General features: G+C 50.2%; 20 protein-coding genes. 7 read left to right on the forward strand and 13 right to left on the reverse strand.

The genetic code is table 11. The features are described 5' to 3' along the window. Positions 1 to 3,106 (reverse strand): tetratricopeptide repeat protein (locus E3J62_10455; protein TET44367.1); only part of this gene is annotated, 3,106 nt, incomplete at its 3' end. Positions 3,107 to 3,460: 354 nt separating this feature from the next. Here E3J62_10455 and E3J62_10460 point away from each other — a divergent pair. After that, on the forward strand, positions 3,461 to 3,658 hold the full coding sequence (locus E3J62_10460; protein TET44368.1) for a hypothetical protein: 198 nt from the start codon (positions 3,461 to 3,463) through the stop codon (positions 3,656 to 3,658). Between the two features lie 434 nt (positions 3,659 to 4,092). On the opposite strand, the gene smc is transcribed toward E3J62_10460, so the two are convergent. The 3 genes from smc to E3J62_10475 form a co-directional block, all read right to left on the reverse strand. After that, positions 4,093 to 7,650 carry a chromosome segregation protein SMC gene (smc, locus tag E3J62_10465; GenBank protein TET44369.1) on the reverse strand — a complete coding sequence of 1,186 codons (3,558 nt, stop codon included), beginning with the start codon at positions 7,648 to 7,650 and terminating at the stop codon, positions 4,093 to 4,095. Between the two features lie 68 nt (positions 7,651 to 7,718). Beyond that, positions 7,719 to 7,910, reverse strand: coding sequence for a hypothetical protein (locus E3J62_10470; protein ID TET44370.1), 192 nt, complete (start codon positions 7,908 to 7,910; stop codon positions 7,719 to 7,721). An 11-nt stretch (positions 7,911 to 7,921) separates the two neighbouring features. Next, positions 7,922 to 8,692: a DUF4292 domain-containing protein gene (locus E3J62_10475; protein ID TET44371.1), complete on the reverse strand. Its 771-nt coding sequence runs from the start codon at positions 8,690 to 8,692 to the stop codon at positions 7,922 to 7,924. 194 nt (positions 8,693 to 8,886) lie between these two features. On the opposite strand from E3J62_10475, the gene E3J62_10480 reads away from it, so the two are divergent. From E3J62_10480 to E3J62_10505, 6 genes are all read left to right on the forward strand, one after another. Further along, positions 8,887 to 10,068: an O-antigen ligase family protein gene (locus E3J62_10480; protein TET44372.1), complete on the forward strand. Its 1,182-nt coding sequence runs from the start codon at positions 8,887 to 8,889 to the stop codon at positions 10,066 to 10,068. After that, positions 10,014 to 10,787 carry a DUF3108 domain-containing protein gene (locus E3J62_10485; protein TET44373.1) on the forward strand — a complete coding sequence of 258 codons (774 nt, stop codon included), beginning with the start codon at positions 10,014 to 10,016 and terminating at the stop codon, positions 10,785 to 10,787. Before E3J62_10480 ends, E3J62_10485 begins: the two co-directional genes overlap by 55 nt. 2 nt (positions 10,788 to 10,789) lie before the next feature. Continuing rightward, entirely contained in the window at positions 10,790 to 11,725 is a 936-nt protein-coding gene (locus tag E3J62_10490; protein ID TET44374.1) for a hypothetical protein, read from the forward strand. Next, positions 11,726 to 12,799 carry a mannose-1-phosphate guanylyltransferase gene (locus E3J62_10495; protein ID TET44375.1) on the forward strand — a complete coding sequence of 358 codons (1,074 nt, stop codon included), beginning with the start codon at positions 11,726 to 11,728 and terminating at the stop codon, positions 12,797 to 12,799. It begins immediately after the preceding gene. A 75-nt stretch (positions 12,800 to 12,874) separates the two neighbouring features. Further along, entirely contained in the window at positions 12,875 to 13,324 is a 450-nt protein-coding gene (locus E3J62_10500; GenBank protein TET44376.1) for an SPOR domain-containing protein, read from the forward strand. Next, positions 13,321 to 13,923 carry an XTP/dITP diphosphatase gene (locus tag E3J62_10505; protein ID TET44377.1) on the forward strand — a complete coding sequence of 201 codons (603 nt, stop codon included), beginning with the start codon at positions 13,321 to 13,323 and terminating at the stop codon, positions 13,921 to 13,923. The genes E3J62_10500 and E3J62_10505 overlap by 4 nt, the downstream gene beginning before the upstream one ends. On the opposite strand, the gene E3J62_10510 is transcribed toward E3J62_10505, so the two are convergent. From E3J62_10510 to tatC, 9 genes are all read right to left on the reverse strand, one after another. Then, positions 13,895 to 14,575, reverse strand: a complete 681-nt coding sequence (locus E3J62_10510) for a hypothetical protein (protein TET44378.1) — start codon at positions 14,573 to 14,575, stop codon at positions 13,895 to 13,897. The genes E3J62_10505 and E3J62_10510 overlap by 29 nt on opposite strands. Before the next feature lie 376 nt (positions 14,576 to 14,951). After that, positions 14,952 to 15,617 carry a response regulator transcription factor gene (locus tag E3J62_10515; protein ID TET44379.1) on the reverse strand — a complete coding sequence of 222 codons (666 nt, stop codon included), beginning with the start codon at positions 15,615 to 15,617 and terminating at the stop codon, positions 14,952 to 14,954. Next, the gene (locus E3J62_10520) at positions 15,604 to 18,330 is read right to left on the reverse strand and encodes a PAS domain S-box protein (GenBank protein TET44380.1); all 2,727 of its coding nucleotides are present in this window, start codon (positions 18,328 to 18,330) and stop codon (positions 15,604 to 15,606) included. The genes E3J62_10515 and E3J62_10520 overlap by 14 nt, the downstream gene beginning before the upstream one ends. Continuing rightward, positions 18,320 to 19,051 (reverse strand): hypothetical protein, encoded by a 732-nt coding sequence (locus tag E3J62_10525; GenBank protein ID TET44381.1) that lies wholly within the window; start codon positions 19,049 to 19,051, stop codon positions 18,320 to 18,322. The genes E3J62_10520 and E3J62_10525 overlap by 11 nt, the downstream gene beginning before the upstream one ends. Continuing rightward, positions 19,035 to 20,573, reverse strand: coding sequence for an FMN-binding glutamate synthase family protein (locus tag E3J62_10530; GenBank protein TET44382.1), 1,539 nt, complete (start codon positions 20,571 to 20,573; stop codon positions 19,035 to 19,037). The genes E3J62_10525 and E3J62_10530 overlap by 17 nt, the downstream gene beginning before the upstream one ends. Further along, on the reverse strand, positions 20,570 to 21,652 hold the full coding sequence (locus E3J62_10535; protein TET44383.1) for a hypothetical protein: 1,083 nt from the start codon (positions 21,650 to 21,652) through the stop codon (positions 20,570 to 20,572). Before E3J62_10535 ends, E3J62_10530 begins: the two co-directional genes overlap by 4 nt. Then, positions 21,636 to 23,054, reverse strand: a complete 1,419-nt coding sequence (locus E3J62_10540; GenBank protein ID TET44384.1) for a hypothetical protein — start codon at positions 23,052 to 23,054, stop codon at positions 21,636 to 21,638. Before E3J62_10540 ends, E3J62_10535 begins: the two co-directional genes overlap by 17 nt. Positions 23,055 to 23,316: 262 nt before the next feature. Further along, positions 23,317 to 24,612 carry a signal recognition particle protein gene (locus E3J62_10545; protein TET44385.1) on the reverse strand — a complete coding sequence of 432 codons (1,296 nt, stop codon included), beginning with the start codon at positions 24,610 to 24,612 and terminating at the stop codon, positions 23,317 to 23,319. A 15-nt stretch (positions 24,613 to 24,627) separates the two neighbouring features. Then, complete coding sequence (gene tatC, locus E3J62_10550; protein TET44386.1) at positions 24,628 to 25,362, reverse strand: twin-arginine translocase subunit TatC; 735 nt, start codon at positions 25,360 to 25,362, stop codon at positions 24,628 to 24,630. Between the last annotated feature and the right edge of the window lie 5 nt (positions 25,363 to 25,367).

The raw sequence follows: 25,367 nt of genomic DNA on the forward strand, positions 1-25,367 counted from the left end.
ATTTGTCTCCGATCTCTCTCTGGATATTCAAAGCTTCCTCATAGCATTTCAGTGCTTCCGTGTAGTCGCCTCGATTCACATGGATATTTCCGATGCTGATTAGACTTACTGCCACCCCTCTTCTATCGCCGATCTCTCTTTTTGTACTCAATGACTCCTCATGGCATTTCAGTGCTTGCTCATAGTCTCCTCGGCTCCAATGGACAACCCCAATGCTGTGTAGAGTCTGTGCCATACCTCGTTTGCCTCCGATCTCTCTCTGGATATTCAAAGCTTCCTCATAGCATTTCAGTGCCTTCCCATAATTGCCCCTGTTCGCATGAATGATCCCGATGTTGTGCAGACTCAGTGTTGAGCCTGGCGTGTCTCCAATCTCTCTCTGGATCTTCAAGGCTTTTTCATAGCATCTCAACGCATCGTCATAATCCCCGTGGTTCCAGTGTATGATTCCGATGCTGTTCAGACTCATTGCCACATGCCGTCTGTTTCCGATCTCTCTCTGGATCTTGAGGGCTTCCCCCAAGCATTTCAATGCTTTTCCATAATTCCCGCGGTCCGAGTGTATCCTCCCAATATTGAACAAAGTTCCTGCTATTCCAGATCTGTCTCCGATTTCTCTTCGGATGGCTAAGGTGTCCTCATAATACTCCAACGCCTTCGCGTACTTCCCTTGGTCTGCAAAGACATTCCCGATGCTGTTCAAACTCGACCCCACGTCCCGTTTGTTTCCAATTTCCTTTTGGATATTCAAAGACCTCTTGTAGTAGTCCAGCGCTTCCGCATAATCACCCCGGTTGACGTGAACGATCCCGATGCTGCGGAGACTCAACGCCGCCCCTCTTTTTTCGCCGATCTCCTCCCGGATCTTCAGGGACTTCTTATAACACTCTAATGCCTCGTCGTAATCACCACGGTTCATGTGAACACTTCCGATGCTATGTAAGCTCTCCGCGAGTCCCTTTTGATCACGCGTTTTCCGGTAGATCCCATAGGACTTTTCCGCGTAGGCCATCATCTCATCGAAATTGTCCTGAAGATCATAAATCTTGCTTATTGTGGACAGCGCATCAGCTTCTTTCTTCTCTTCTCCCTTTGCTCGGGCCGAATCCTCCACAAACCGATACTCCTCCAGGGCTTTTTCATAGTCCCCCGTAATCTGATAGACATCTCCTAATCCTTCAGCGATGGCAATCCTCTCCTCCTCGGACTCCCGGTTCAACCTGGGCAGTATCTCTCTCGCCTTCCTATACAAGTGGATAGCTTCCTGGTTCGCATAGTCGTTCTTCGCCTGCCTGGCCGACCTGAGGGCGCTGTTCAGTCCCTTCTCCCACTTCTCCCCTCGCTCAAAGTGATACACTAGCCGGCCGTTTAGCTGTTGGAGCCTTCCAGCATATATGTTTTCCAGGGCTTCGCCCGCCTGCCCGTGCCACAACCGGCGCCTTACTTTCCCAATCCCTGAATATAGAACGTCGGCCATAAGGGCGTGGATGAAACGATACCGCTCTTCTCCTCTCTCGAAACTCTCGCGCACAATATGTGTCTTGACTCCTGCTTCGACTGCGTCAAGGATCTCTCTTTGCGACCGGTCCTGAATTGTCTGTAAGACTTCAAACTCGAACTCCTCCCCGATAAGAGCACCGCAAGCAAGTATTTCCTTGGTGCCCGGGTCGAGAGAATCAATCCGCCTCTGAAGTACTGCGTGAACCGATTGGGGAACCTCCTGGATCTTCGGCAAACCCTCTCTCACTTCTTCCTCAGTCAGGAATTTCAGCAGTTCCTCTGCAAAGAAAGGATTCCCCTCGGTCTTTTGATAAAGAAAATCCTGTAACTCTCGAGAGACCTTTATTCCGGGATAGAGCAGGCGAACCATGGCAGAAATGCTCTCAGCAGAAAGAGGTTCAAGGGCAATTTCTTCTGAGAGCCCCTCCCGCTGCAGAGAACCTGCAAATCGAAGGAGCCTGGATCCTTCTTGGCCGACAGCCTCCTCGGTTCGATAGGTACCGCATAGGAGGACCCCTGTTTTTTTCAGATTGCGGGCAAGGTACTGGAGAAGATCGAGGCTTGCTCCATCGGACCAATGGAGGTCCTCCACGATGAAGAGAAGGGAGTCTTTTGCTTGCTTGGTGAGGGTTACGAACAGTAACCGGACGGCCTCAAACAGGCGGAATGGGTCCGGAGCCCGATCCAGCTCGGAAGGCTGCAGCTCTGTCAGTCCCGGAAGAATGCGGGCAAGCTCCCTTTGGGAATAGCCAGGCAGGTTCTTAAGCAGCAAGGATCGCTCCTCTTTCTTCTCACTGAAGAAGCGGCTGAAGGCCTCCCGAAATGGGTAATAGTGGATGGCGCGGGTCTCCTCGTGACAACCGCCGACAAGTGCGGTTCCTCCTCTTCTTTCCAGAATCTGCTGCAGCTCCTTGACCAGTCTTGTCTTGCCTACCCCGGCTTCCCCGTGAATCAGAACCAACCTCCCTTTCTCCTGATGTGCCTCTTGAAGAAGGGACCGCAGCCGTGCTGATTCGCTGTCTCGACCGACGATGTACGGGGTTGAGACCAGAGGGCGTCCGATGGACTTTTTAGGAATGTCCTTCTCTCCACAGTGTCCGTTGCCGCCTCGTCGCTTCACGGTATAGAGGGCCTGGTCCGCCCAGCCCACGAGTGCTTCGAGATCTCTCCCCTTTTCTGCATAGAAGGTATAGCCCAAACTGCAGGTCACAGGCTGGATGGGTTCTCCCTTTTCGTCTGTCCAGGATGCTTGAGCGAGATTCTCTTTAATCCTCTCGGCCACGCGGATCACATCATCCTCTCTGATCTCAGGGAAGATCATCACAAATTCGTCTCCTGCGTAGCGACACAAGATATCAGAAGGTCGAATGGTCTTTTCGAGCAACGCCGCGACCTGGGAGAGAACTTGGTCTCCGGTAAGATGGCCATAGAAGTCATTAATAGGCTTGAAGTTGTCCAGGTCGATCATGGCTAAAGCGAAAGAGGAACCCTTTTTGTCTGCTCTTCGCTTCTCCTCGAGAAGTTTTTCACGGAAGTAGCGCCTGTTGTGGAGACCGGTCAGATCATCGACGTATTCGAGTCGTTCTTTTTGTTTGGGTCTTGCCATGGTCTCATCCAGAGAGTAAGAACCTCACAAGGCTCTTAGTTTCCAGTACGACGTCGACACGATGGCCACTTCTTTGGGGTTGAGAGAGCATTTTGCCCTGGAAATCAATCACCTAGATTACTACGAAATAGGATACATATCAAGACAAAAATGGGCCGTCCCTCATATCTGAGACCGTTGATCTGAGATCGAAGAACTTGCTAAGCTTTCGCCAGGATGTTATGGATATCGTTTTTCTTTTGACAACGTACCTCGTTTTTGCTAGCTTCTAAGCGAGCATTTGACCGGGATGAGGTTCCCGAGTCTCGCCGACCTATTGGGCTGGTTACCCGGAATAGAAAGGAGGTGTTCATCATGGCATACTTCGGCAATCCGGCTGACAAGATTGTCCATATCAATCAACCGTCAGACCAACGATGTGACAAGGCCAACGAGATAATAGAGAACAACGACCCACGAATAGACTTCGACAAGCTTTACAAAGCCAAAGGGTATAAGATATGCGAGCTCTGTAACATGGCACCCGCTAGCGTACCAGGTACCCCAAACTAGGACACAGAGGGTCGGCTCAGGCGACACGAGACGCATCAGGCCAACAGAGACCCTTGAATTCTTGAGCATGGTTGTTGCGTGTCCTTGTCTGGCGAGATCGCAGATGGAAAGTCGTAGGGGCGCAGCCTGCCCTTCGAAGCTTCAGCGAAGGAGGGTTTCCGCGCCCTAGATAAATCCTAAATCCGAAGCTCTAAGCACTTCACCCCGTTAGATAGATCTAATAAGAGGTGGGAGTAGTGTAGCAAACGGATATCTTGCACAGTGTATGAACTCGTTCTATGAAATCGCAGCTCATTATCTAACGGGGTAAACAATATCCAATAACCCAAATCCAAATGACCTAAACGTCCGTTTTGAGCATTTGGTATTTGAATTTTGGATTTGTTTGGGATTTGGATATTGGGATTTCGGATTTGTCCCAGTATAGGGGGTGGTTACCGGGTTTGGGGCGCAAGTTCTGCGTGGGATTCTGCTTCTTCTTCCCTCAGGCGCACGGAGACCACCTTCGTAACACCTGGCTCTTCCATGGTTATTCCATAGAGCGAGTTCGCAGCTTCCATGGTCCTCTTATTGTGCGTTATTAGCGCTATCTGGCTCTTGCGGCTCATTTTCGTCAATAACTTGATGAACCTGGATATGTTTACGTCATCCAGAGGCGCGTCTATCTCATCCAGAATATAGAAGGGTGACGGCCTGACGAGAAATATGGCAAACAGAAGGGAGATTGCAACAAGGGCCCTCTCTCCTGAGGAGAGGAGATCGATTCTTGTCAGTCTCTTACCCCCAGGGCTTGCTACGATTTGAATCTCAGATCGTAGGGGGTCTGAGTCTCCCTCCAGACAAAGGTCGGCCTGGCCGCCATCAAAAACTTCCGAGAAGATCTGTTTGAAGTGGCCTTGCACCTTCTGGTATGTATCCATAAACTTCGATCTCGCCATCTGGTCCATCTTCCTGAGGGTTTTCTTAAGCGAGTCCTTGGCCTCGGTAAGGTCGGCTTTCTGTGAAACAAGGTGTTTGAGTCTTGCATCTGCTTCTTCGAATTCCTTGAAGGCGAGCATGTTCACCGGCTCCAGAGCAGCTATCTTTGTACGGAGTGTCTCCAGCTGGTCTTCGTCCACCTGGACCTTTTCTGATTCGCGGACCTCGTCCAGGTCCAGGCCAAGTTCCTCTGAAGCCCTTTCCTTCAGGTTCTCTCCCCTTGTTTCGACCTCCATGAGGCGTATTCTGAGGTCTTGTATCTTCTCCTGATGACTTTTCAACTCCAGGGAGATTAGCTCTGTCTCGTTTTCGCTCTTCTCTATCCTTTTTTGCCGCTCTCTCTTCCTCGATTCAAGCTCAGAAATCTCAGATTGGAGCGCGGCCTTGTTCACATTTATTGCGGTGTTCAGGTTCTCGTTTTCGCCAAGCAGACTCTCCGTGTTTTCTATCTCTACAGCAATCTGTGATTTCTCTTCCTCGCGCTTTTTCAGTTGTTCCCGTAACATGCCCACAGAGCTTTCTTCTCTAGCTAAGTCATCCCTCAGCCTATCGTGCTGCATTCTCAGCTTGAGGAGTTCCATTCTCTCACTCTCCACCTCAGAGGAGGTCTTCCGGACGGCTTCCCGTTTTGAACTGAGTTCCTCTTCGATAGAAGATAGGTTCAGCTGGATAGACTCTCGCTCAGAAGTGATTCCTTCTATCTCCTTCTCAACCTCCCCTTTGCGCTTACCTGTTCTCTGGAGTTCGCGGTCACCATGTCGCCTTTCTTGATCCAGTTTTGCCAGGCTCTCTTCCAGATTCTTTATGGCATACTTTGTGGTGGACACCCATGAGTCGAGCTCAACCCTTTTTCTTATCTCCTTCTGATAGGCCTCGTCCAATCTGGCAAATTCGGCCTGCAGTTTTTGTGTGTGCACTTCTTTCTTGAGCAATTCGTGTTCCACATTGTTTCTGTACTTCTCCAGGGCCACCACATTTTTTTCGAGAGACTGGATGCGCCTCTTCCTGCCAAGGAGGGGTTGCTGGGAGGGGCTTCCTCCCCGGACAATTCCATTCGGTTCTATCACCTCGCCGGATTTGGTCAACAGGTAATACTCGGAGTATGCTCCGCTTTTGAATAGCTCGAATGCTGTGCGGAGATCCCTGCAGAGCAAGAAATTGTCCAGAAGAGCTTTTATGACCGGTTCATATGGCCTCTTACACTTGACAAAGTTTGACGCAAGCCCGATTACCGAGTTACTTGCAGGCATTTGTGAAGTGGACGTAGATCTCAGCAATGAAAGTGGAGCAAATACTGCCCTCCCCTTCTTGTTTTTCATCAAGAATTCAATAGAGTTGATGACGTCTGTCTCATCTTCAGTAATCAGTGTGGAGAGGCCTATTCCCAGCGCTCCCTCTATAGCCTGCACATACTCATCAGGCACCTCAATGCAGTCGGCAACTGTCGTTCTTATGCTGGTCTGTTTCTTCCTGCCCAGAATGGCTCTGGCACTTCTCTCATGGCCTTCCATTCGTTCCTCAAATACTTTGAGCAGGTCTAGTTCGCTTCTGGCGGTGAGCGCTTTCTGCCGGAGTTCGCGCTCCCTTTGTGCCAGAGCACCGCTTGAACTCTTCCAGTCCTCAATGGATCGTTTGAGCTGACCAAGTCTGGCCTCATAGGATTTCAAATTCTTGGAGAACCAGTCTACCTGGCTTATCCCCTGGTAAAGGTGCCAGGACAGCAGTCTCAATTCGTTCGCGAGGTCTCTTGATTCAGACGAAAGAGCGTCTGCTTTGCCAATGTGAACCTCTCTTTGAGCCTCCAGTACCAGGTATATCTTTCTTTTGTCATTCTCCGCTGCAAGCATCTTCGTGACCTTGTCCGCCAGGTCATCTCTTTTTAGAAGCATGGAGGAGACTTCTTTCTCTCCTACCCTCAAGGATTCGTCTTTTTGCTTCAGTTTCGTTTCAACCTCTCCAATGGTCCTGGCCAATTGTTGCAGTTCACGGACGGCAGCTTCGATTTGCTCTTCCACACCAGGGATTTGCTTTTCTATTTCGGACCTGTCTTTGCCCAGTCTATCGAGATTTTCCTCCAGGCTTTTCTTTCTCTCCCTGAACATAGCCAGGTCTCTTTCTATTCCTGTTGCCTCATCTCTTGTTTTGTCCAATCGTGACAGGAGAGCAGAATATACTGTCTCCTTTTCTTTCAGTTCTTCCTTTCTTCTCTGGAAATCCTCCTGGCGGGTTGCAAGGTCTTCCATTTTGTAGTCTCGCTCCCGTTCCAGTTTCACCTTCTGTGCTTCCAGGGATTCTCTCGCCTTTCTAAGCTCGTCGAATTTGGTCAGGAGATAGAACGTTTCCACCTCTTTCAGTTCCTGCTTCAGACGCTGATAACTTCTCGCCTTTCCTGCTTGCCTCTTCAGACTGCGGGAGGTTCTCTCGATCTCCAGGATTATGTCGTTCACTCTTAGTAGGTCATCCTCAGTTGCGGACAGTTTCCTTAAGGTGAGATTTCTTCTTGCCCGGTACTTCGCAATTCCAGCAGCCTCTTCAAAGAAGTTCCTTCGCAATTGCGGGTCGCTATCCAGTATTCTGTCCACCATGTCAATTGTGATAAGGGAGTAGGCCCTGCTGGACAGTCCGGTGTTCAGGAACAGGTCTACGATATCCTTGTGTCTACATGGTGTCCTGTTCAGTAAGTATTCGCTCTCTCCTGATCTGCTTGAGCGTCTAGTCACCTCAACTTCTTCAAAATCTAAGGGGAACTTTCCATCGTTCACGAAGGTGAGAGTCACTTCGGCAAGGCCAAGAGCTTTCCTGGTCTGGGTGCCTCCAAAGATTATCTCATCCATTCTATCGCAACGGAGCATATTCGGTCTCTGTTCACCCAAAGCCCACCTGATTGCGTCAACAATGTTCGTCTTTCCACACCCGTTGGGCCCTACAAGGGCGGTTATTCCCGTGTCAAGTCGTATACCCGTCTTCTTGGGAAAGGATTTGAAGCCGAACATTTCAACAGATTTTAGAAACACCTGGCCTCCTGGTTGCAGAGCTCAGCCTAGAGGTCTGTCCTGCTACGATTCGACAAAAGCAAAAGCTTCTATGATGTCTTCTGCCTGGACATGAAATAGAGTCCGATGGCGATGGCAAAGAATAGCATCGTATCTGTGAATCTCAGGAGTGCATTCGGCGTAATGTCAAGAGCTGCGTACCGCCCCGCGACCCTTAGTATCATTCCCGCAATGAGGGAAAGGGCGGCGATAATCATGAAGACTGGCATAAACTTCACCATATACCTCCCTGCTAGTTCTTGATAACCTCGGCACCCACCGGAATATTGAGTTGAAACTCCGAACTCTCGATTTTTGCGTTTAAGTTCTGTTCCTCGTACACCATTTCCAGACCGTTGCCGGTCTCTTCCTCGTGAATTTTCACAACGTAGGGTCTGGACCACCCTTTCAATGACTTGAACCTACGGTAGTAACATGTCAACAGGATCTTGCCGGCATCGTCGTAGATTTCTCTCTCCAGTATGGCATTGGTCCGGGGATTGACAATGAGTTTGTTTGTGTATCCAGACTTGCTGAAGATGACTGTTGCCACCTTGTCTTTGAAATCGCATTTGATTTCTTCGGCCCCAGGGCCTTCGGGGAGACTCACAGTTGCAGTAACCAGTTCCTTGAATTGATCTGCAGTCACGACATCTCCTAACCCTCCCACTCCAGGCATCGAAAGATGCGAGATAAACGCTAAGTTTGCACTCGGCAAAAGCGCCAAGACGCTATCGTCGAAGACTGACACGGACAAAAGCTGCAGACCGAATGGCCCGTAGATATCGATCTTCAGTTTTCCTGGATTCTTGTACCGAAGGGAGAAATTGCCGGAGTAGGTTTTCTTACCCGTGGATACTGCTACCCTCCCCCTTCCCCTCAAACTCTCCAACCGTTCATGGGAACGGCTAATCCCTTGAAGCAGATCCTCCTTTCTTCTCTTGATGGAAGGCGCAACCCGCGGCCCCCTCACACATCCCAAGAAAGCCAAGAGAAGAAAGGCGAGCGCAATCCTCTTCACCAAAACCCCAGCCCCCCTGGCTCGTCCTAATGTATAAAACTCAGATAGAAAATTTTAGTGCAGAAGTCTATAAGTGTCAAGGAGAAAAGTCTTTTTTCTCAAGTTAATTGGAAGTAAATTTCTTGACACGGAGCGTGCTCCACGGTAAGGTCTTTCGATTGGTCTTGACCCATCCTGCGAATTTAGAGGGAGGCGCTTTGAATGCCTCCAGGGAGAAGGCGGCTGCGCTGGCACTGCGCACAGCGAATGTTTGTCTGGCGGCCTTCGTCTTCTCCTCGACTGTCTCCATCACGTTCGAGCAGGCGAGCATCGTGCTGGCGTTTCTCGCCTGGACCCTCGCCCTTCTCCTCGGATACAGGCCTCACTATAAGAAGGGGATGCTGGAGCTGGCATTTCTCCTTTTGCTAGGGTCCCAGCTCATATCCTCACTCTTCTCCTCACACATATTAGAGAGTCTTCTGGGCGTGAGAGACCTTTTCTTTGTCTGTATCGTCTATCTTTTTGCGACCGTCACCAGGACTGAGAGGAGGATGAGAGAGTTTGTCTACCTCTTCATCTTTTCTGCGAGCCTCATGTCGCTTTATGGCCTTATTCAGAGTGCCATGGGGGTGTATAGAATAACGGCAGCCCAGTCGACGCCTCTCACCTTTAGTGGGATTCTCACAATCGCTTTTTCAGTGGGGTTCTCTTTTGTTCTGTTTGGTGCCAGTCGCAAAGAGAGAATAATCTTCGGTCCACTGCTTGCTCTCATATTCGCCGCACTGACCCTTTCCTACACGCGTAGCTCATGGATTGCAGTTTTCTGCGCCATTCTATTCATCGGAATACTGAGAAGCAAGTGGCTGGTTGTCGGCCTTCTTCTGTTCACCGCAATTGCCTTCCTCCTGGCTCCCCACCCTCTGAAGTCGAGGGCGATGTCGATCTTTGACCCGCGTAGGCCTTCCGCCCACATGAGAATAATCCTTCTCAAAACGAGTCCACAGGTAGTAAAAGACCATCCCATAATTGGTGTGGGTATGATGGACCTCTTGCCCATATATGACAAATACGTGTACCCACGTCTCCCAGAGAACCTCAAAAAGGAGCGACACGGCCATTTCCACAACAATTTCGCGCAGGTTGCGGTGCAAACGGGAATTTTAGGCTTGACAATCTATCTTTTTCTGATGTTTAATGTGGTAAGATCTGAATGGGGAGGGTATAGGGCGGCTGGGGATCGCTTCATGAAATCCATCTCACTGGGAAGCCTCGCCGCGTTTATTGGATTTTTCATCTTTGGTATGTTTGAGTACAATTTTGGTGACTCGGAAGTGATCATGTTACTCTGGTTCACTCTCGGCCTCAGCCTTGCGTGCAGGAGGTTGTCAGATTGTGCATAGTCCGGTGTTCCATAGCTGTCTTATGCCTGGGTACCTCACTCTTTGCAGCCGGAGCAGTACCTTTTTCTGTTGGTGAGAAGCTCATTTTTTCTGTGGAATACGGCCCCATTTCTGCAGGCACGGCTACCATGGAGGTTTTGGAAATCGTCGAGGTGAACGGGAGGGCTTGTTATCACATTGTTTCTACGGAGAAGACAAACGACTTCTTTTCAAGGTTCTTCAAGATTAGAGACAGGTATGACTCATACATCGACACTTTGACCCTGGCAACTGTGAAGTTTGAAAAACAAATAGAGGAGGGGAAGTACAAGGCGGAAGCACATGTGACCATCGACCTGGACAGCTTGGTGGCAATCTACTCGGATGGAGATACTGTAGAAGTGATTTCTGAAGCAAAGGATGCGATTGCTACCGTCTACTACGTGAGAACGCTTGACATAAGTGTTGGCGATACTTTTTACGTGAACAACCACACTGACAAAGAGAACTATGTGCTTGAGATTACAGTGCCCAGGGCTCTAAAGGTATATACAGCTCTGGGAACCTTTGACTGCATTGAGGTGCAGCCCAAATTGGAAGGGACCAAAGTATTTGAGGGGCGTAAGGGACTTACCGTCTGGCTCACGGATGATGAGTGGAAGATTCCTGTACTCATCAGGAGCAAGCTGATGATAGGCTCAATCCAGGCCATCATCAAAGACATTGAGTTCGGGAGCTAGCCTTGCTCGATTTCTCAAAAATAAAGACATATCCGATTTCGAAAAGAAAGAGTAAAGTGACTGTATCTCAGTTTGGCTCACCTTGCCAGCCTGATGTGGCCATGGGGGAGTTCTTCTCCTCGCTTCCTGACATACTCGCCGGCAACGACTTCAAGGCTGTTGTGTCTTCAATTGTGACTGCCAGGAAAGAAAAAAAGCTGGTTATGTTCATGCTGGGCGCTCATGTTATCAAGTGCGGTCTCTCCCCGATACTGATTGACCTTTTGAAAAGGGGAATAGTTGGCGGGTTTGCTATCAATGGGGGATGTTCGATACATGATTTTGAAATCGCAATGTGGGGCAAGACATCTGAAGACGTTGAAGCTGGATTGTCAGACGGCACCTTCGGTATGGCTGATGAGACAGGCAGGTTGATGAACGAGGCCTATGAGGAGGGTGCCGACCAAGGGTTGGGCATGGGGGAGGCGCTTGGGAGGAAACTGCTCTTTCTGAAGGCTCCCCATCGCGACCTGAGCATTCTGGCCGTCTGCGCAGATCTCAAGGCCCCTATCACCGTTCACGTTTGTCTTGGCGCAGACATAGTGCACCAGCATCCCACTGCAAATGGCGCTGCCATTGGCGAGACTACATACTATGACTTCAAGAAGTTCACCTCTTTGGTTGCAGGACTGGAAGGTGGCGTCATATGTAACTTCGGCTCATCGGTCGTTCTGCCCGAGGTCTTCCTGAAAGCTCTGACCATTGCCAGAAATCTTGGCCATTCCGCAAAGAACTTCACAGCTGCGAACTTCGATATGACCGAACAATACAGGCCGAGGATGAATGTTGTTTTGAGACCCACTGGTGGAGTAGGTGGATATTCCATAACTGGAAGGCACGAGATTATGATTCCCTTACTGGCTGCTGCGGTAAGGAGTCAGCTCCAGGATGGAGGCTAGGTGGTCTACGCTGTCATACTTGCCGGAGGGAGGGGAGAGCGCTTCTGGCCCATGAGCAGAAGAAGCAGGCCAAAGCAGCTCTTGCCAATAGTGGGCGAAAAGACCATGCTGGAAGAGACTGTTCACAGAATATCTCCTCTTGTACACAAGGAGAGAACGATCGTTGTTGCCACACGAGCACTCAGACAGAGCATAATTGACCTGCTTCCGAATTTGCCGAAGGCGAATCTCCTGTGTGAGCCAACGGCCAGAAACACTGCCTTAGCGATAGGCTACACAGCCGTGTTCTTGTCGAGAGAGCATCCAAAGGCAAAGATGGTTGTGTTGCCCGCAGACCATTATATAGAAGACAGAAGCAAGTTTCTGGAGGCGGTGAGGGTTGCACTTGAGGTTGCACAGAGCAAACTTCTGGTCAGTTTTGGAATTGTCCCTGATAGGCCGGAGACGGAGTATGGGTACATAAAGCTGGGTAAGAAGATTCACAGAAAGAGTGGGGTGGAGGTCTTTGCGGCGAGAGCGTTCACTGAGAAGCCAAATCGCAAAAGGGCCAGAGTTTTTCTGAACTCCGGCGATTTTCTCTGGAACAGTGGAATGTTTGTGTGGAGGGTGGATACAATCCTTGAGGCTATTGGAGAGCACATGCCGGAGCTTCATAAAAACCTGATGGACTATTCTCGTTCCTTGGGCAAGTCAGATGGTGCTGCAGCTCTCAGGCGTCTCTACAAACAGTCCGAAAACATTTCAATAGACTACGGCGTGATGGAAAGAGCTTTCAATGTTGCAGTCGTCAAGGCCTATTTCAAGTGGGATGATGTGGGTTCCTGGGCTGCTCTGTATAGGCTAATAGACAAGGACGAATCCGGGAATGTGGTGGTTGGTAACCATCTAGGTACTGATACGAAGGGGTCGATAATCGTATGTGACTCTGGACTGGTCGGCACTATAGGTGTATCTGACTTGATCATAATCAAAAGCTATGATGTGATTATGGTCGCAAGAAGGAGCAGGTATGCAGATGTGCGAAGATTGGTGGACGGCCTACACGAGAAGGCGGAGTTGAAGAAATATGCTTGATCTAACAAAGAAAGGGGGGATGTGAGGAAGATCTGACGCAAAGATAGCAAAGGGTCAACCAATGGGAGGTAGAAGATGAATCCGAAGCATCTTGTTCTGCTGATCATTTTTGTCATTGGCGCCTTGATGGTCACATCATGCGCCAAAAAACCGGAGGTTGGTGAACCCACGGAAGAGCTTCCGGTTCTGGTGGAAGAGGAACCCGTAGAGGAGTTCCCTGAATCGTTTGTTGTAGAGGAGGTTCCTCCGGAGGAGATTGAAGCCCCGACCGTGCCTGCGGAGACGTATGGATACAGGGTTCAGATCGGTGCGTTCATGTCACAGTCGAATGCAGAGTTGTTTGCGGCAGCGGCCAGAACAAATCTCACCGGAAATGTCTATGTGGAGCAGATTCCTCCATGGCACAAGGTGAGGGTTGGGGATTTGCTCAGCCGGGAAGAGGCTGAAATGTTGAAGGCAAAAGTCCTTCAGCTTGGCTACCCCGGTTCGTTCATAGTGGAGACGATGGTAAAGCTCGGCTTGTGACGCTTGTACTGGCAACGAGAAATACGGACAAGATCCGCGAAATAAGTTTCATCTTACGCGATCTACAGGTTGAACTTCGTTGCCTGGATGACTTTCCGGGAGCGCCTCAAGTCGAAGAGAACGGCGCTACATTTGAAGAAAACGCAGCGAAGAAGGCACGCTCGGCTTGTGCTCATAGTCAAGAGGCAGCCCTTGCCGAAGATTCAGGTCTCCGCGTTGATTGGTTGAAAGGCGCACCCGGCCTCCTCTCCTCCAGATTTGCGGGAGAGGATGTCAGCTATCAGGAAAACAATGCAAAGCTGCTGTCCGCCCTTGAAGGAGTGGCTCTAGAAAAGAGGACAGCAGCTTTTGTCTGTGTAGTTGCTGTATGCCTGCCCGGACGCCGCGTGAAAACTTTCAGGGGGACCTGCAAAGGGGTAATATCTCTGGAACCGAGGGGGTCTTCCGGATTCGGATATGATCCCCTCTTTCTGGTTCCCGAGTATGGCAAGACCTTTGCTGAGATCGGCGAAGCGATCAAGAACAGAATCAGCCACAGGGCAATAGCCCTCAATAAGGCAAAGGTCTACTTCACGAGACTTCTTGCCTCAGAGCCGTAAGAGAGTTTCTCGCTTTTTTGCGGCGACGTCTCTCACCAGGGGAGAAAGCTCCAACTTCCAGAGGTCTCGGCGCTTCGGCCCGGGATACTGACAGCTTGATTGCCGCCCGTAGGGGCTCATAGACCCCTGCTCCGTCCAGCGCAGAGGTGGCGAAATACGGTGCATCACCGATGATGAGTATTTCTGCCAACCTGGCTGGCTCGACGACTTCGGAAAGGTCAATCTTGTTGAACTGGTAGACGACTGGCAGTGGGGCCTCAGAGCCGTCAATTGTGCCCTGTTCATCTGCTCTAAAGCTGTAAAGAGAGGCCAGATTTGAACTCAGTCTTTCTATCAGACAGTCCGCCACAAATATGACGCAGTCTGCGCCCCTCAGTATGACACGTCTGACTTTGTCCGCATCTTTGCAGCCTGGAGCTGTACAGACCTGAATCCTCGTGTTAAATGCACGGACCCGGCCAATTCGAAGAGTGAAGAAGTCCATGGCAACGCCGGGGGCAAACTTGGTAGAGAGACGCCTTAGAGGTCCTCTCATGTCCGCCTTTGTCATCCGGTGGATTGCCTGTACTGTTGTTTTCTTTCCACTCCCTTCTGGGCCAACATAAACTATTTTGTGTACTATTTCTGCGTTTGTTACGCTAACAACTGGCATCTTATCCTTTGTAAAAGGTTCCTTCGGAAACTGTCTGTTACACCTTCCCTTGTGGGTGCAACGCAAGATGCATGCCCCGGGTGGCCAAATGAAGTAAAGGATTGGGATATGGTGGGTTATGGGTCCCGTCAGTGCAACAGTCTAGGGCTTAGAAATGGCACGGCTCAGGACATGTGGCACCCAAAGATGACAGATGCACGGCTGATAAACATGTGAAGAAAGCTAAAGGGAGCGTGAACCAGACTTGTAATGAAGTGAGCAGTGCGTGGAAGGACAAGCCCGGCTCAGCTCCCACTTCGTCATAGTATGGTTAGGGACAGGACCATGGACAATAGGGTGTTCACCCCATTTTGGTATGCCCACTACCTTACCGCCTTCAGTTTGAGCCCGGTTTCTCTATGAGACCTGTGGCGATAGCGTACTTGGTCAGGCCGGCCGCGCTGTGTATGTCCAACTTCTCCATTATGTTGGTCCTGTGGGCCTGCACCGTCTTAAGGCTGATGTTCAGTTTGGCGGCAATCCGCTTGTTAGTGTACTCTTCTGCGATGAGCTGGAGTATCTGTTTTTCCCTGGGCGTCAAGGGGTCAGGCTTAAGAGCCTGCTGCGCATCCTCGCCCGTCCTGATGTAGTCTCTGAGGAGATGGTCTTGAATTGTCGGGCTGAAAAAGGAGTTTCCCTTGGCCACGACGTTGATAGCGACAAGGAGATCCTCCACGATGTCATCTTTCAGCACGTAACCCCGCGCACCCGCCCTCAGTGCGGGGAAGATGTACTGTTGCTCCTTGTGTACCGAGAGGACAACCACCTTGGTTTTCGGACTGGTCTTGATTATTTGCCTTGTGGCTTCAACGCCGTTCATGTCGGGCATGGATATGTCCATGAGTACGACGTCAGGTTTCAACACTTCGCACTGAGATACTGTTTCGAAGCCGGTACTTGCTTCGCCAACTACTTCAATTCCGGCCTCCTTCTCGAGAAGAGCGCGGATCGCTTTCCTCACTATGGTGTGGTCTTCTGCCAGAAATGTTCTAACCTTTTTCATTTGGTTCCTCCAGTGGAATTTGAACCTCAAGGGAGGTTCCTTTGCCAGGGCCCGATTCGAGTTTGAATTCTCCTCCCAACCATCGTACTCTCTGTCTGAGCGTTCGGAGCCCCAGTCCTGCCGGGTTCTTATATTCCTTTGCAAGATCGAAGCCGATTCCGTCATCTCTAATGGCCATCTTGACATTGGAATCTGACACAGAAAGAGCTACCGTTGCTTTGGATGCCCGTGAGTGGCGTGCAAGATTATTGAGTGCCTCTTGCGCAATTCTAAAGAGTGGGGTCTCGATAGAGGCCGGAAGCCTCTTCTTAAAGCCTTTCACCCTAAGCCTGACATCGATACCCGACAGTTGGCTGGTCTTACGGGCAAGCCACCTTACTGCACTCACAAAGCCCAACTCGTCGAGTAAGGATGGGTGCAGTCCATGAGAGATATTTCGAACCTCATCCAGTGTACGCGACAGGAGTGCAACGGTCTCTTCAAGGACCTCGCCTGTCTCAGGTTGTGATTGGGCAACCTGTTCGGTGATCAGTTCGAGTTTCATCTTTGCGGTAGCCAGAAGCTGTCCTGTGCTGTCATGCAGTTCAGCCGATATTCTTTTTCTCTCATCCTCCTCAGCAGACGTGAGTTTCTTAGAAAGTTCGACAAGTTCATTCTGTCTTGTGGCGATCTCGCGATGCAACATGGCTTTGAGCAGTGCAGAACTGACAATTCCGGCTAAGGACATTCCGAGGTCGAGGTCAGATTTCTTGAACTGCTTTAGCTGCCTGGAAGCCATTTCAAATACACCGAAGACTGTGCCCTTGAATAGGAGCGGAAGGCTCATGAAAGACAGATAGCCGGCACGGAGTGTCTCAGGATAAGGGGGAAATTTCCCTTTCAGTTTCCTGAGGTCTTCTACTACAACTGGCTTGCCAGTGCTTATTACCCTGGCAGTCAGGCTCTCCCCCAGTTTCCGTTTATTCAACCTGGCAACCAGTTCAGTTTCCATCCCCCTGTGGGCCAACAGGTGGAGATAGCCCGTATTCTTGTCCAAGCTGGCTGTCAAACCTGCGTCTGCGCCAAAGGCTTTCATCGTTCTTTCGAGTGCTTCGGAGAGGATTTCCCCAAGTTCGAGGGTCTTCCCCAGCGAGGCGCTCAGGTCAAGAAGAAGTCTAAGCTCATTCTCCGCCTTGATTCTCTCTGTCATGTCTCTGCCGACACTGACGATTCCGAATGTGTTTCCCTGTTTATCTCTCAGGGCAGTACTCTTCCACTCCACCTCCTTCCTTTCGCCCTTCTTGGTTGGCATAGTTCGCTGCAACTTGCGTGAGCCGTGGGAGTCGATCACCTTCCTTCGATATGCCTCGACGTCCTTCCTCTCACTGGGCGATAACGTGGCGTAGGGATAACCTTTGGTCAGAATCTCTCTTCGAGAGTACCCGCTCAGTTTTTCGCATGCCTTGTTGACTAAAACCAACCGCCCCTGCTTGTCGGTCATGACCACCGGGTCGTCTATTGTGTCTATGATAGTCTTGAAGATTGCCTGCGACTCTTTGACCTTCTGTTCGGCCTGTCTCAATTCTGTGATATCGGCTGCCACACCAAGGGCACCACAGTAGCTGCCGTCATCTGAATACTGCGCGGTCAAAGAGAGTAGAGCGTTGAATTCCGATCCATCTTTCCTCACGCCAGTCACCTCTCCCGTCCATGCCCCACGCTTCTTGAGAATCCGTCTGATTGCTGCGGCATCAACATCCGATCGCCCCTTGGTCATGTTGTCCATAAGTTGACCCACTGCTTCTTTCCTCGATAAGCCTGTGAGCTTCTCCGCTCCCTTGTTGAAGTAGACTATCTTTCCATCTGCATCGGCACGGATGATGGCATCGTTGCAGTTTTCGATGACCTGCGCGAGTTCTTCTGCCCTTTTTTTTGCTCTCCTCGTTTCTGTCATGTCAAAAGCAATGGCTGCTGTTCCGAGGAAGTGGCCTGCGTCATCTGTAATTCTCGATACCGATCCTGTGACCGCAAGCTGCCTCTTTTTGTAACTCGTGCTGCTTTTCTTGGCCAGCTTTGAAAATGCCTTGGACAGGGCATCCTCTGAAATGGGAGCGGTTTCAGAGTCCTTCAGTGCCAGAACACCAGGAAGTCTTTCGCCGATGGCTTTTTTTCTGCTGATTCCGCTCATGTTTTCAGCACCCTTGCTCCAGAGCACTATCTTTCCCTTGGCCTCCGCAGCGAAGATAGCGACACTCGGGTTTTGAAGGATACCTTCATGAAACGATATTCTACGCACAAGTTCTTCAGTTGCGGAGGTCTGTCTCAACTGCGAATCCAGCGCCAGGTTGTTGAGATAGTCAAAGGCCTGAATCGTTCTTGCAACTCCGACTTCGAGGGCTCTCTGGTCAAGGTGCGGAGACCTCACCAGGACACCCGTGATCTCTTTTATCACTGAGCTAAGAAAAGCAAGACCAGACCTGAGGGGCGTGCCTTTCCTGCCGGCATTCTTGAGTTGAACCATGGCCATGTCTTTCAGATGGCTCACCCTGCCGGTCCTGAGGAAATCTGAGAAGGATTGAAGAAGTTCGTCGCTTACACGTCGGGCTTCCTTACGTGTCCATCTGCTTTTGGGGAATAGGTTGGCTATCTTTCGGACGAGTTCCGTTCTCTGTTTTTCTATGGCGTCCGCCGCAGACAAACTTCTTCGTCTGGTTTTCCTTTTCTTAGTAGGCATAGAGTCTCCCGTAGGGCCTTGTAGAATAGGGAAAGAGTTTTGTGAATTTTTTGGACAGGACAGTGTCCAAGTCGTATCCAAAATGAAAACAGAATTCTTTCAAGGTGTCAAGCAGGTTATTCATCTCGTCAGGCCCGGGTTCATCAACACCTGCCTCTTTCCCGATCTTGTTTCTGTCCACCTCTCCCCTTATGTAGATGACACCTCCGTGAATTCCCGTGGCGCAGTAGTCGCCGACGATGGGCCCATCTTCTATCCCAAGGCCCAGAAGAATAAGCGTGCCGCCAGCCATGTACTCGCCGAAGAAATCGCCGGCATATCCTCCTGCAACAACTATGGGTATCTTGCCTTCATAACTCTTCATGTGTATGCCGGTTCTGTATCCTACATTTGACTTTATGAAGATCTTTCCACCGCGCATGCCGTAGCCCACTATATCTCCGGCCTCGCCATGTATTATGATTTTGCCAGAGTTCATTGTGTTTCCTACACCATCTTGCGTATTGCCCTTTACTATGAGTGTTGGTCCGTCCATGAATACTGCCAGATCGTTGCCAGGTGTACCGTGTATGGTGATGGTCGCCTCGCCTCTCAAGCCGTCTCCAATGTATCTCTGCCCGTTAACCCCGAAGATATCGACCTCTTTTGCGCCGTTAGAAACGGCTTCTCTTATCATTTCGTTCAGTTTTCTGTAGTGGACTCTGCTAGCCTCTATTCTCATAGTAATCACCCATGCCTATGCCTGCGGGTTTTACGCCCAACACCTCGAGGATAGTGCGGTCGAGGCCAATGCCTCTCAGCCTCTCTTTGTTCCCCCTGAGGGATTCCACCGCATTTATTCCCAACGCACCCAGAACCTCTTTTATCTCTGTGGCCCACGCCTCAAGAAGATTACATATCCTTTCTGCACCCCACTCCGGATCGAGCCTCCCGACAAGCTCTGGTTTCTGTGTAGCTATTCCCCAGGAGCAGTTTCCAGTATAACACTTTTGACAGACATGGCAACCCAATGCGATCAGAGCTGCAGTACCAATGGCACAGGCATCTGCTCCGAGGGCAATCGCTTTGCATACATCTGCTGCGCACCTTATGCTCCCCGCGGCCACAATTGAGGCCTTGTTTCTTATCCCTTCCTCTCTCAGCCTTTCGTCAACCACTGCAATAGCGACCTCTATTGGTATGCCCACGTGGTCACGCACAATGTTTGGTGCAGCCCCAGTTCCGCCTCTGAACCCATCAAGATACACGAGGTCCGCACCCGCTCTCACTATGCCGGATGCTATTGCGGCTACGTTATGAACTGCGGCAATCTTGACACAGACAGGTTTATATCCAGTCGCCTCTTTGAGGGCATAGATGAGCATGCGCAAGTCCTCAATGGAGTAGATGTCGTGCTGGGGAGCAGGGGAGAGGGCATCTGTTCCCACGGGTATCATTCTCGTCTGTGATATATTCTCAGGTATTTTCTCCCCGGGAAGGTGACCACCGATCCCGGGTTTCGCTCCCTGTCCTATTTTGATCTGCGTTCCTATTCCCACATTCAGGTACTCGGGTGAGACGCCGAAGCGTCCGGAAGCGCACTGGAGTATTATGTGATCGCCGTAAGGATAGAGATCCCTCGGCAGACCTCCCTCTCCGGTGTACATCAGGGTATTCAACTTGGCTGCTGACATGCATATTGCCTTCATTGTATTGAAACTTATTGAGCCGTAGGACATAGGAGCGAATACAATGGGCAATTCTATCTTGATGTTCTTCTCGATATTGGTCTTGAGAAGATCAGTACCTTGCTCGTTCCTTTTTATTTCCAGAACATCCGGTTTTCTTCCTAAATAGGTTCTCAGTTCCATTGGCTCCCTGAGGGGGTCTATTGAGGGGTTCGTCACCTGGCATGCGTCAAGAACAAGGTGGTCAAAAAGTATCCTGTATGGGAGGTCGTTACCCATACCGGTCAACAACATTCCTCCCGTCTCAGACTGTTTGAACACATCTCTTATGTGTCTGGGTGTCCAGTTGGCATGGTTCCTGAAGCTCAGGGGATTTTCTACCACAGTTATGGCCAATTCGGGACAGAAGGTGACGCACCGGTGGCAGGCGACGCATTTGGAGTGATTGGGAAGTATCTTGTCATTAGCAAAAGAAAACGTGCCAAACCCGCAGTATTCCAGACATCTTTTGCACTGGTCACATCTGTCTTCATCTATCCTAACGAGGAATTCGGGCTGTAGGACTGTGCCGTTCAATTCTCCTCCAGCTCACCCACCACAAGCTCGCCAGCTCTCGGGTGCCACACGTTCTGTACACTGGGAGAGATTTCTCTGATACCTGCCTCTTCACTTGAAATGTAGAGCCAGTCTCCGTCTCTTGCAGCGACCATTGGCCTCAGTTTTACTCGATCAGACAAACCCATCAGGCCACCGTTATGTCCTATTATCACCGCGAAAGGGCCGTTCACAAGAGCGCTTCCGTAGACCATTCTGAGAGCGGTTCTTATCTGCCTCTGATCTTCTTCTTCCAGATCGATGTTTTTCCAAAATGGTGAGGCCAGTACGTCTGAAACATATTCTAGTGGGATACGGTGCCTTCTTATGAGAAGGTCAAAAAGGTATGCCACCACCTCAGAATCAGTTTGCATGGTGCAATTGTACCCGTGCATTTTCAAGTACCGTTTGTTTATGCCATAGGATGATATCTCGCCATTGTGAACAACTGCCCAGTCCAGGATGGTGAACGGGTGCGCACCTCCCCACCAGCCGGGGGTGTTCGTGGGAAATCGGGAATGCCCTATCCACGTGTGTGCCTTGTACTCTTCTATTTTGAAGAATTCGCTGATATCCTCGGGATAACCTATTCCCTTGAATACTCCCATATCCTTCCCTGAGGAGACGACGAATGCTCCCTCAATGCCTGTATTGATGTGCATCACCTTTTTTATTACGAAATCCTCTTCGGAGTCGCCGTCGGTGGGGAGGAACTTCTCTTGGGGTAGAACGAAGTATCGCCAGAAGACGGGTGGATCTATGATTGATTCTGTTTTTCTGGTTGGAATCGGTTCCTTCGAAGAGATATGGAAGTAATCGTTTATGTAGTCTTCAGTGTTTTTCTTTGCGTCTTTGCTGTCATACATGAGATGAAGTGCGAAATAGTCCTTTCGGTCAGGGTATATCCCATATGCTGCAAAGCCTGCTCCCAGCCCGTTTCCCCTCTCTCTCAAGTTGCGCATGGACTTTGTTATGGCCTGACCATCTACCTTAACCCTTTTCTTGTTCATCATGCTGGATAGGCCACACCCTGAAACATTTCTTTCATCCAGGTCCATCATCTTTGCTTTCCTCGAGTTCCTTTATCAGTTGAAGAAGCTCCTTGTTTCCGCTTTTCCTGGAGGGGGGAAGTCCAAGCCGTTTTCTGGATATCTCCACGATCTCCGCCAGCGCTCCTTCTTTCTTGAATGAATCTTGCGCGGCTCTTATTCCTCGTGGGCCAAGGCCCTTTGAGATGGCAAGTTCTTTCAGTTTACTGAAGATCTGGACCATCCCAATCTTATGGGGGCAAAGTTCATAACAGGTGTGGCACTCCAGACAGCGCCAGATGTCCCTGGAACGGAGCACCTCGTCAAGCCTCCCCTCAAGCACCTCCCCGATTATTCTATTCGGATCATAGGAGTCAAGGGCCTTTGCACTAGGGCAGTCTTCAACGCAGGCCTTGCACTCGTAGCACTTCTCCAAGAACCAGACGTCGAAATGCTTGGCAGCTGACTCCAGTGCCTTATTCTTGGCCTCCCACTCTTCGAGGAACCTTGTAGGTTTGACCGCATGTTTCTTTACGCCGACCTCCTCGGGAGACATTCCAAAAGCCAGGCAGAGGAGTTCTGTGTAGTATAAGATGGGGATGTCAAAGTGATCTCCAGAGGCCTTGAGCAAGGTTTGTCTTGCATCGTATTGTATGAAGCACGAGGGACAGCATACACACATGGCATCCACATTCAGATCTCGAAGCTCAGCGAGCTTCTTCTTTGCCGCAAGCAAAGCCTCCTTCTCATCGCTCATCTCACTCAGCATCCCCCCGCAGCACATCATCTTTGTCTCGTAGTCGATCGATTGTGCACCGGTGGCCTCAATCAGGCTATCAAATTTTGTGGGACGGATAGGGTCATCGAACCTTATCTGTGTGCTCGGCCTCAAAAGGTCGCATCCGTAGTGTACCGCCAATCTCATCCGGGAAAACGGTTTCTTGACCTTCCTATTGATCGCATCCGGCGTAACCTCATCGAATAGCACTTCAATTATGTGTTTTGCTTTGGTCGTTCCGTTGTAGCTGAGATTGAACCTGGCAAGCTTCTCATTCATCTCTTTTCTTAGACTGGTGTTGGAGGCCATGATTGAGGAGGCTCTTCTTAGAGTGGAGTAACAGCCGTTGCAGCCGGTGAGGATATCAAAGCCATTCTTCTCAGCAACGGCGAGGTTCCGAACGGCTGTGGTCAACCAGATTCTGTTTCCCAGGCTTTCTATTGCTATGCTGGGCGGGCAGCATGTAAAACCGTCAATATCGTGATAGCGCACTTCCAGGCTGTCCAGGGCCAGCCTCATGGACTTCTCCAGAAATGGGAAACGGGCTGGAATCTGGCAGCCCCAAAAAAAAGCGTAATCGGGCAATTTCCTCCTCTGACTGCGTAGAACGCAAAAGACTATTATACAAAGGTTTGGGCCCTTGTCAACTATCCACAAAAAACGACTGTACCAACCACTGAAACCACAAGATTACACGAGATTCTGAAACCCGAAATTCGAAAATAGAAAATCGAAAACGAAATAGGGCCACGCCATCGGAGAGGGCGTGAGGTATATTTCGTCCTGAGCGAAGTCCGAAGGACGGAGTCGAAGGATCTACCCCAAAGCACTGAGAACCGAATCAGATGCTAAATCTTGTGATAATCTGTGGTTCAGAGTTCTTGGGTGTTAGGAGCTGAGAGCTGAGGGTTGATGGCTACTAAAATGGAAATGGACGCTTGCCCTTGGGAAGTTCCTTCACCATCTTTCTGAAGGCGTCAACCTGCTTCAGGAGCGTGTTTACATCCTCCACGCGCACACCAGCTCCCATTGCTATCCTTCTTCTTCTGCTGCCGTTCAACAGCTTTGGGCTGTTTCTCTCCTCTTTGGTCATGGAGTTAATGATCGCCTCAGCTCTACCTATGGCCTTTTCGTCCACTGGTAGTGTCTTCATGTGGGAGAAGCCTGGGACCATCTCAAGAATCTGTTCGAGGGATCCCATTTTCTTGATTTGACTTAGGCTGGCAAGAAAATCGTCCAGAGTGAACCCTTCTGTCAGTCTCTTCTCGAGTTCCTTTGCTTCTTCCTCGCTTATTGCAGCGTGGGCCTTTTCCAAGAGAGATTCTAAGTCACCTGCGCCAAGTATCCTTGATGCGAACCTTTCCGGGTGGAATTCTTCAATATCCTGAAACCTTTCACCAACCCCCACGAAACTCAACCCTACCCCTGTGGCAGACCTTATGGACAAGGCAGCACCTCCTCTGGCGTCGCCGTCCATCTTGGTCAGGACCACGCTGTCAATCCCAAGTTTTGAAGAGAACTCTTTAGCGACGTTTACCGCATCGGCTCCCATCATCCCATCTGCCACGAGAATCGTCTCGCTCGGAGAGACCGCCTTTTTTATGTCCTTCAGTTCTCCCATCATGGGTTCGTCTATGTGAAGCCGCCCGGCAGTGTCAAGTATGACTGTGTCATGGGAAGATGTGAGGGCAAATTTGTGGGCAGAGGTGCAAATGGCCACAGGTGTTTCTTCCTGTGATTGGAAGAAATCAACCTTCGCAGATTTGGCCATAGACTTCAATTGCTCTATCGCAGCAGGCCTCTTCACATCGCAGCCCACCAGCAGTGGATTCCTCCCTTTCTTCTTGAGTCTGTCTGCGAGCTTCACTGCGGTGGTAGTCTTTCCCGACCCTTGAAGGCCAACCAGCATTATGAAGGATGGGGCGGGTCCGAACTTCAGCTCCTTCCTCTTCTTTCCCAGAAGGTTGACCATCTCTTCGTACACGATCTTCATCACCTGTTCACCTGGCGTAAGGCTCTTCAGGACAGTTTCTCCAAGAGCTTTCTCCTCTACTCTCTTTATGAAGTCTTTTGCCACCTTATAGTTGACATCGGCTTCGAGAAGAGCTCTCCTTATCTCCCTGGCTGACTCTTTCACCTGTTTCTCAGAAAGCCTTCCGTATCCTCGTAGCTTTCTGAATATCGTTTCTAGCGCTCCAGTGAGATTTTCGAACATTTTCAGCTCCAGACTCTACTCGCCGGGTTCCTTTTCTGGCTCATCACTTTCACTGTCTGAAGATTTTGTTCTCCTTCTTGCAGTGAATGAGACCAGAATGCTGATGACGTAGAGAAGCATCAAAGGTACGGAGAGGAAGAGTTGACTGACAACGTCGACAGAAGGGGTTACCACAGCGGAGGCAACAAAGATGCCAAGGATCGCCTCCCGCCACCTCCTTATGAGTGTTCCATGGGTGAGTAGCCCCAGTTTGGTGAGAAAAAATATGATTACGGGCATCTCAAACACTATGCCGCATGCAACCAGAAGCCATATGACGAATGTGAAGTACTTCTGGACTCCTATCATGTCTTTCAGCGCTGGCCCACCAAAAGAGAGAAGGACCTTCAGGCCAACCGGCATGACTACGAAGTAGGCGAACGCTACGCCACCGAGAAAGAGAATTGTAGAGAATATGACAGTGGGTACGGTGTATCCCTTTTCGGTCCTGGTTAGAGCAGGAACCACAAAAGCCCAGATTTGATAGATGACTACAGGAGAAGCCATTCCAACACCGATGGCCAGCGCAAGCTTCATTCTTACGATGAGCGCCTCAGTGGGGCCGAAGAAGTAGAGCATACCCACAGGCTTGGAAAGGAGTTGAAGCACGAGGGGTCCAAGAACCCATCCCGCAATGGAACAGACGATTACTGCAATTCCGCATTTTATTATGCGGCCCCTCAGTTCATCCAGATGCTGCAGGAGAGGCATCCGCC

This window comes from candidate division TA06 bacterium, from assembly GCA_004376575.1.
Lineage (GTDB): Bacteria > Hydrothermota > DG-26 > E44-bin18 > E44-bin18 > E44-bin18.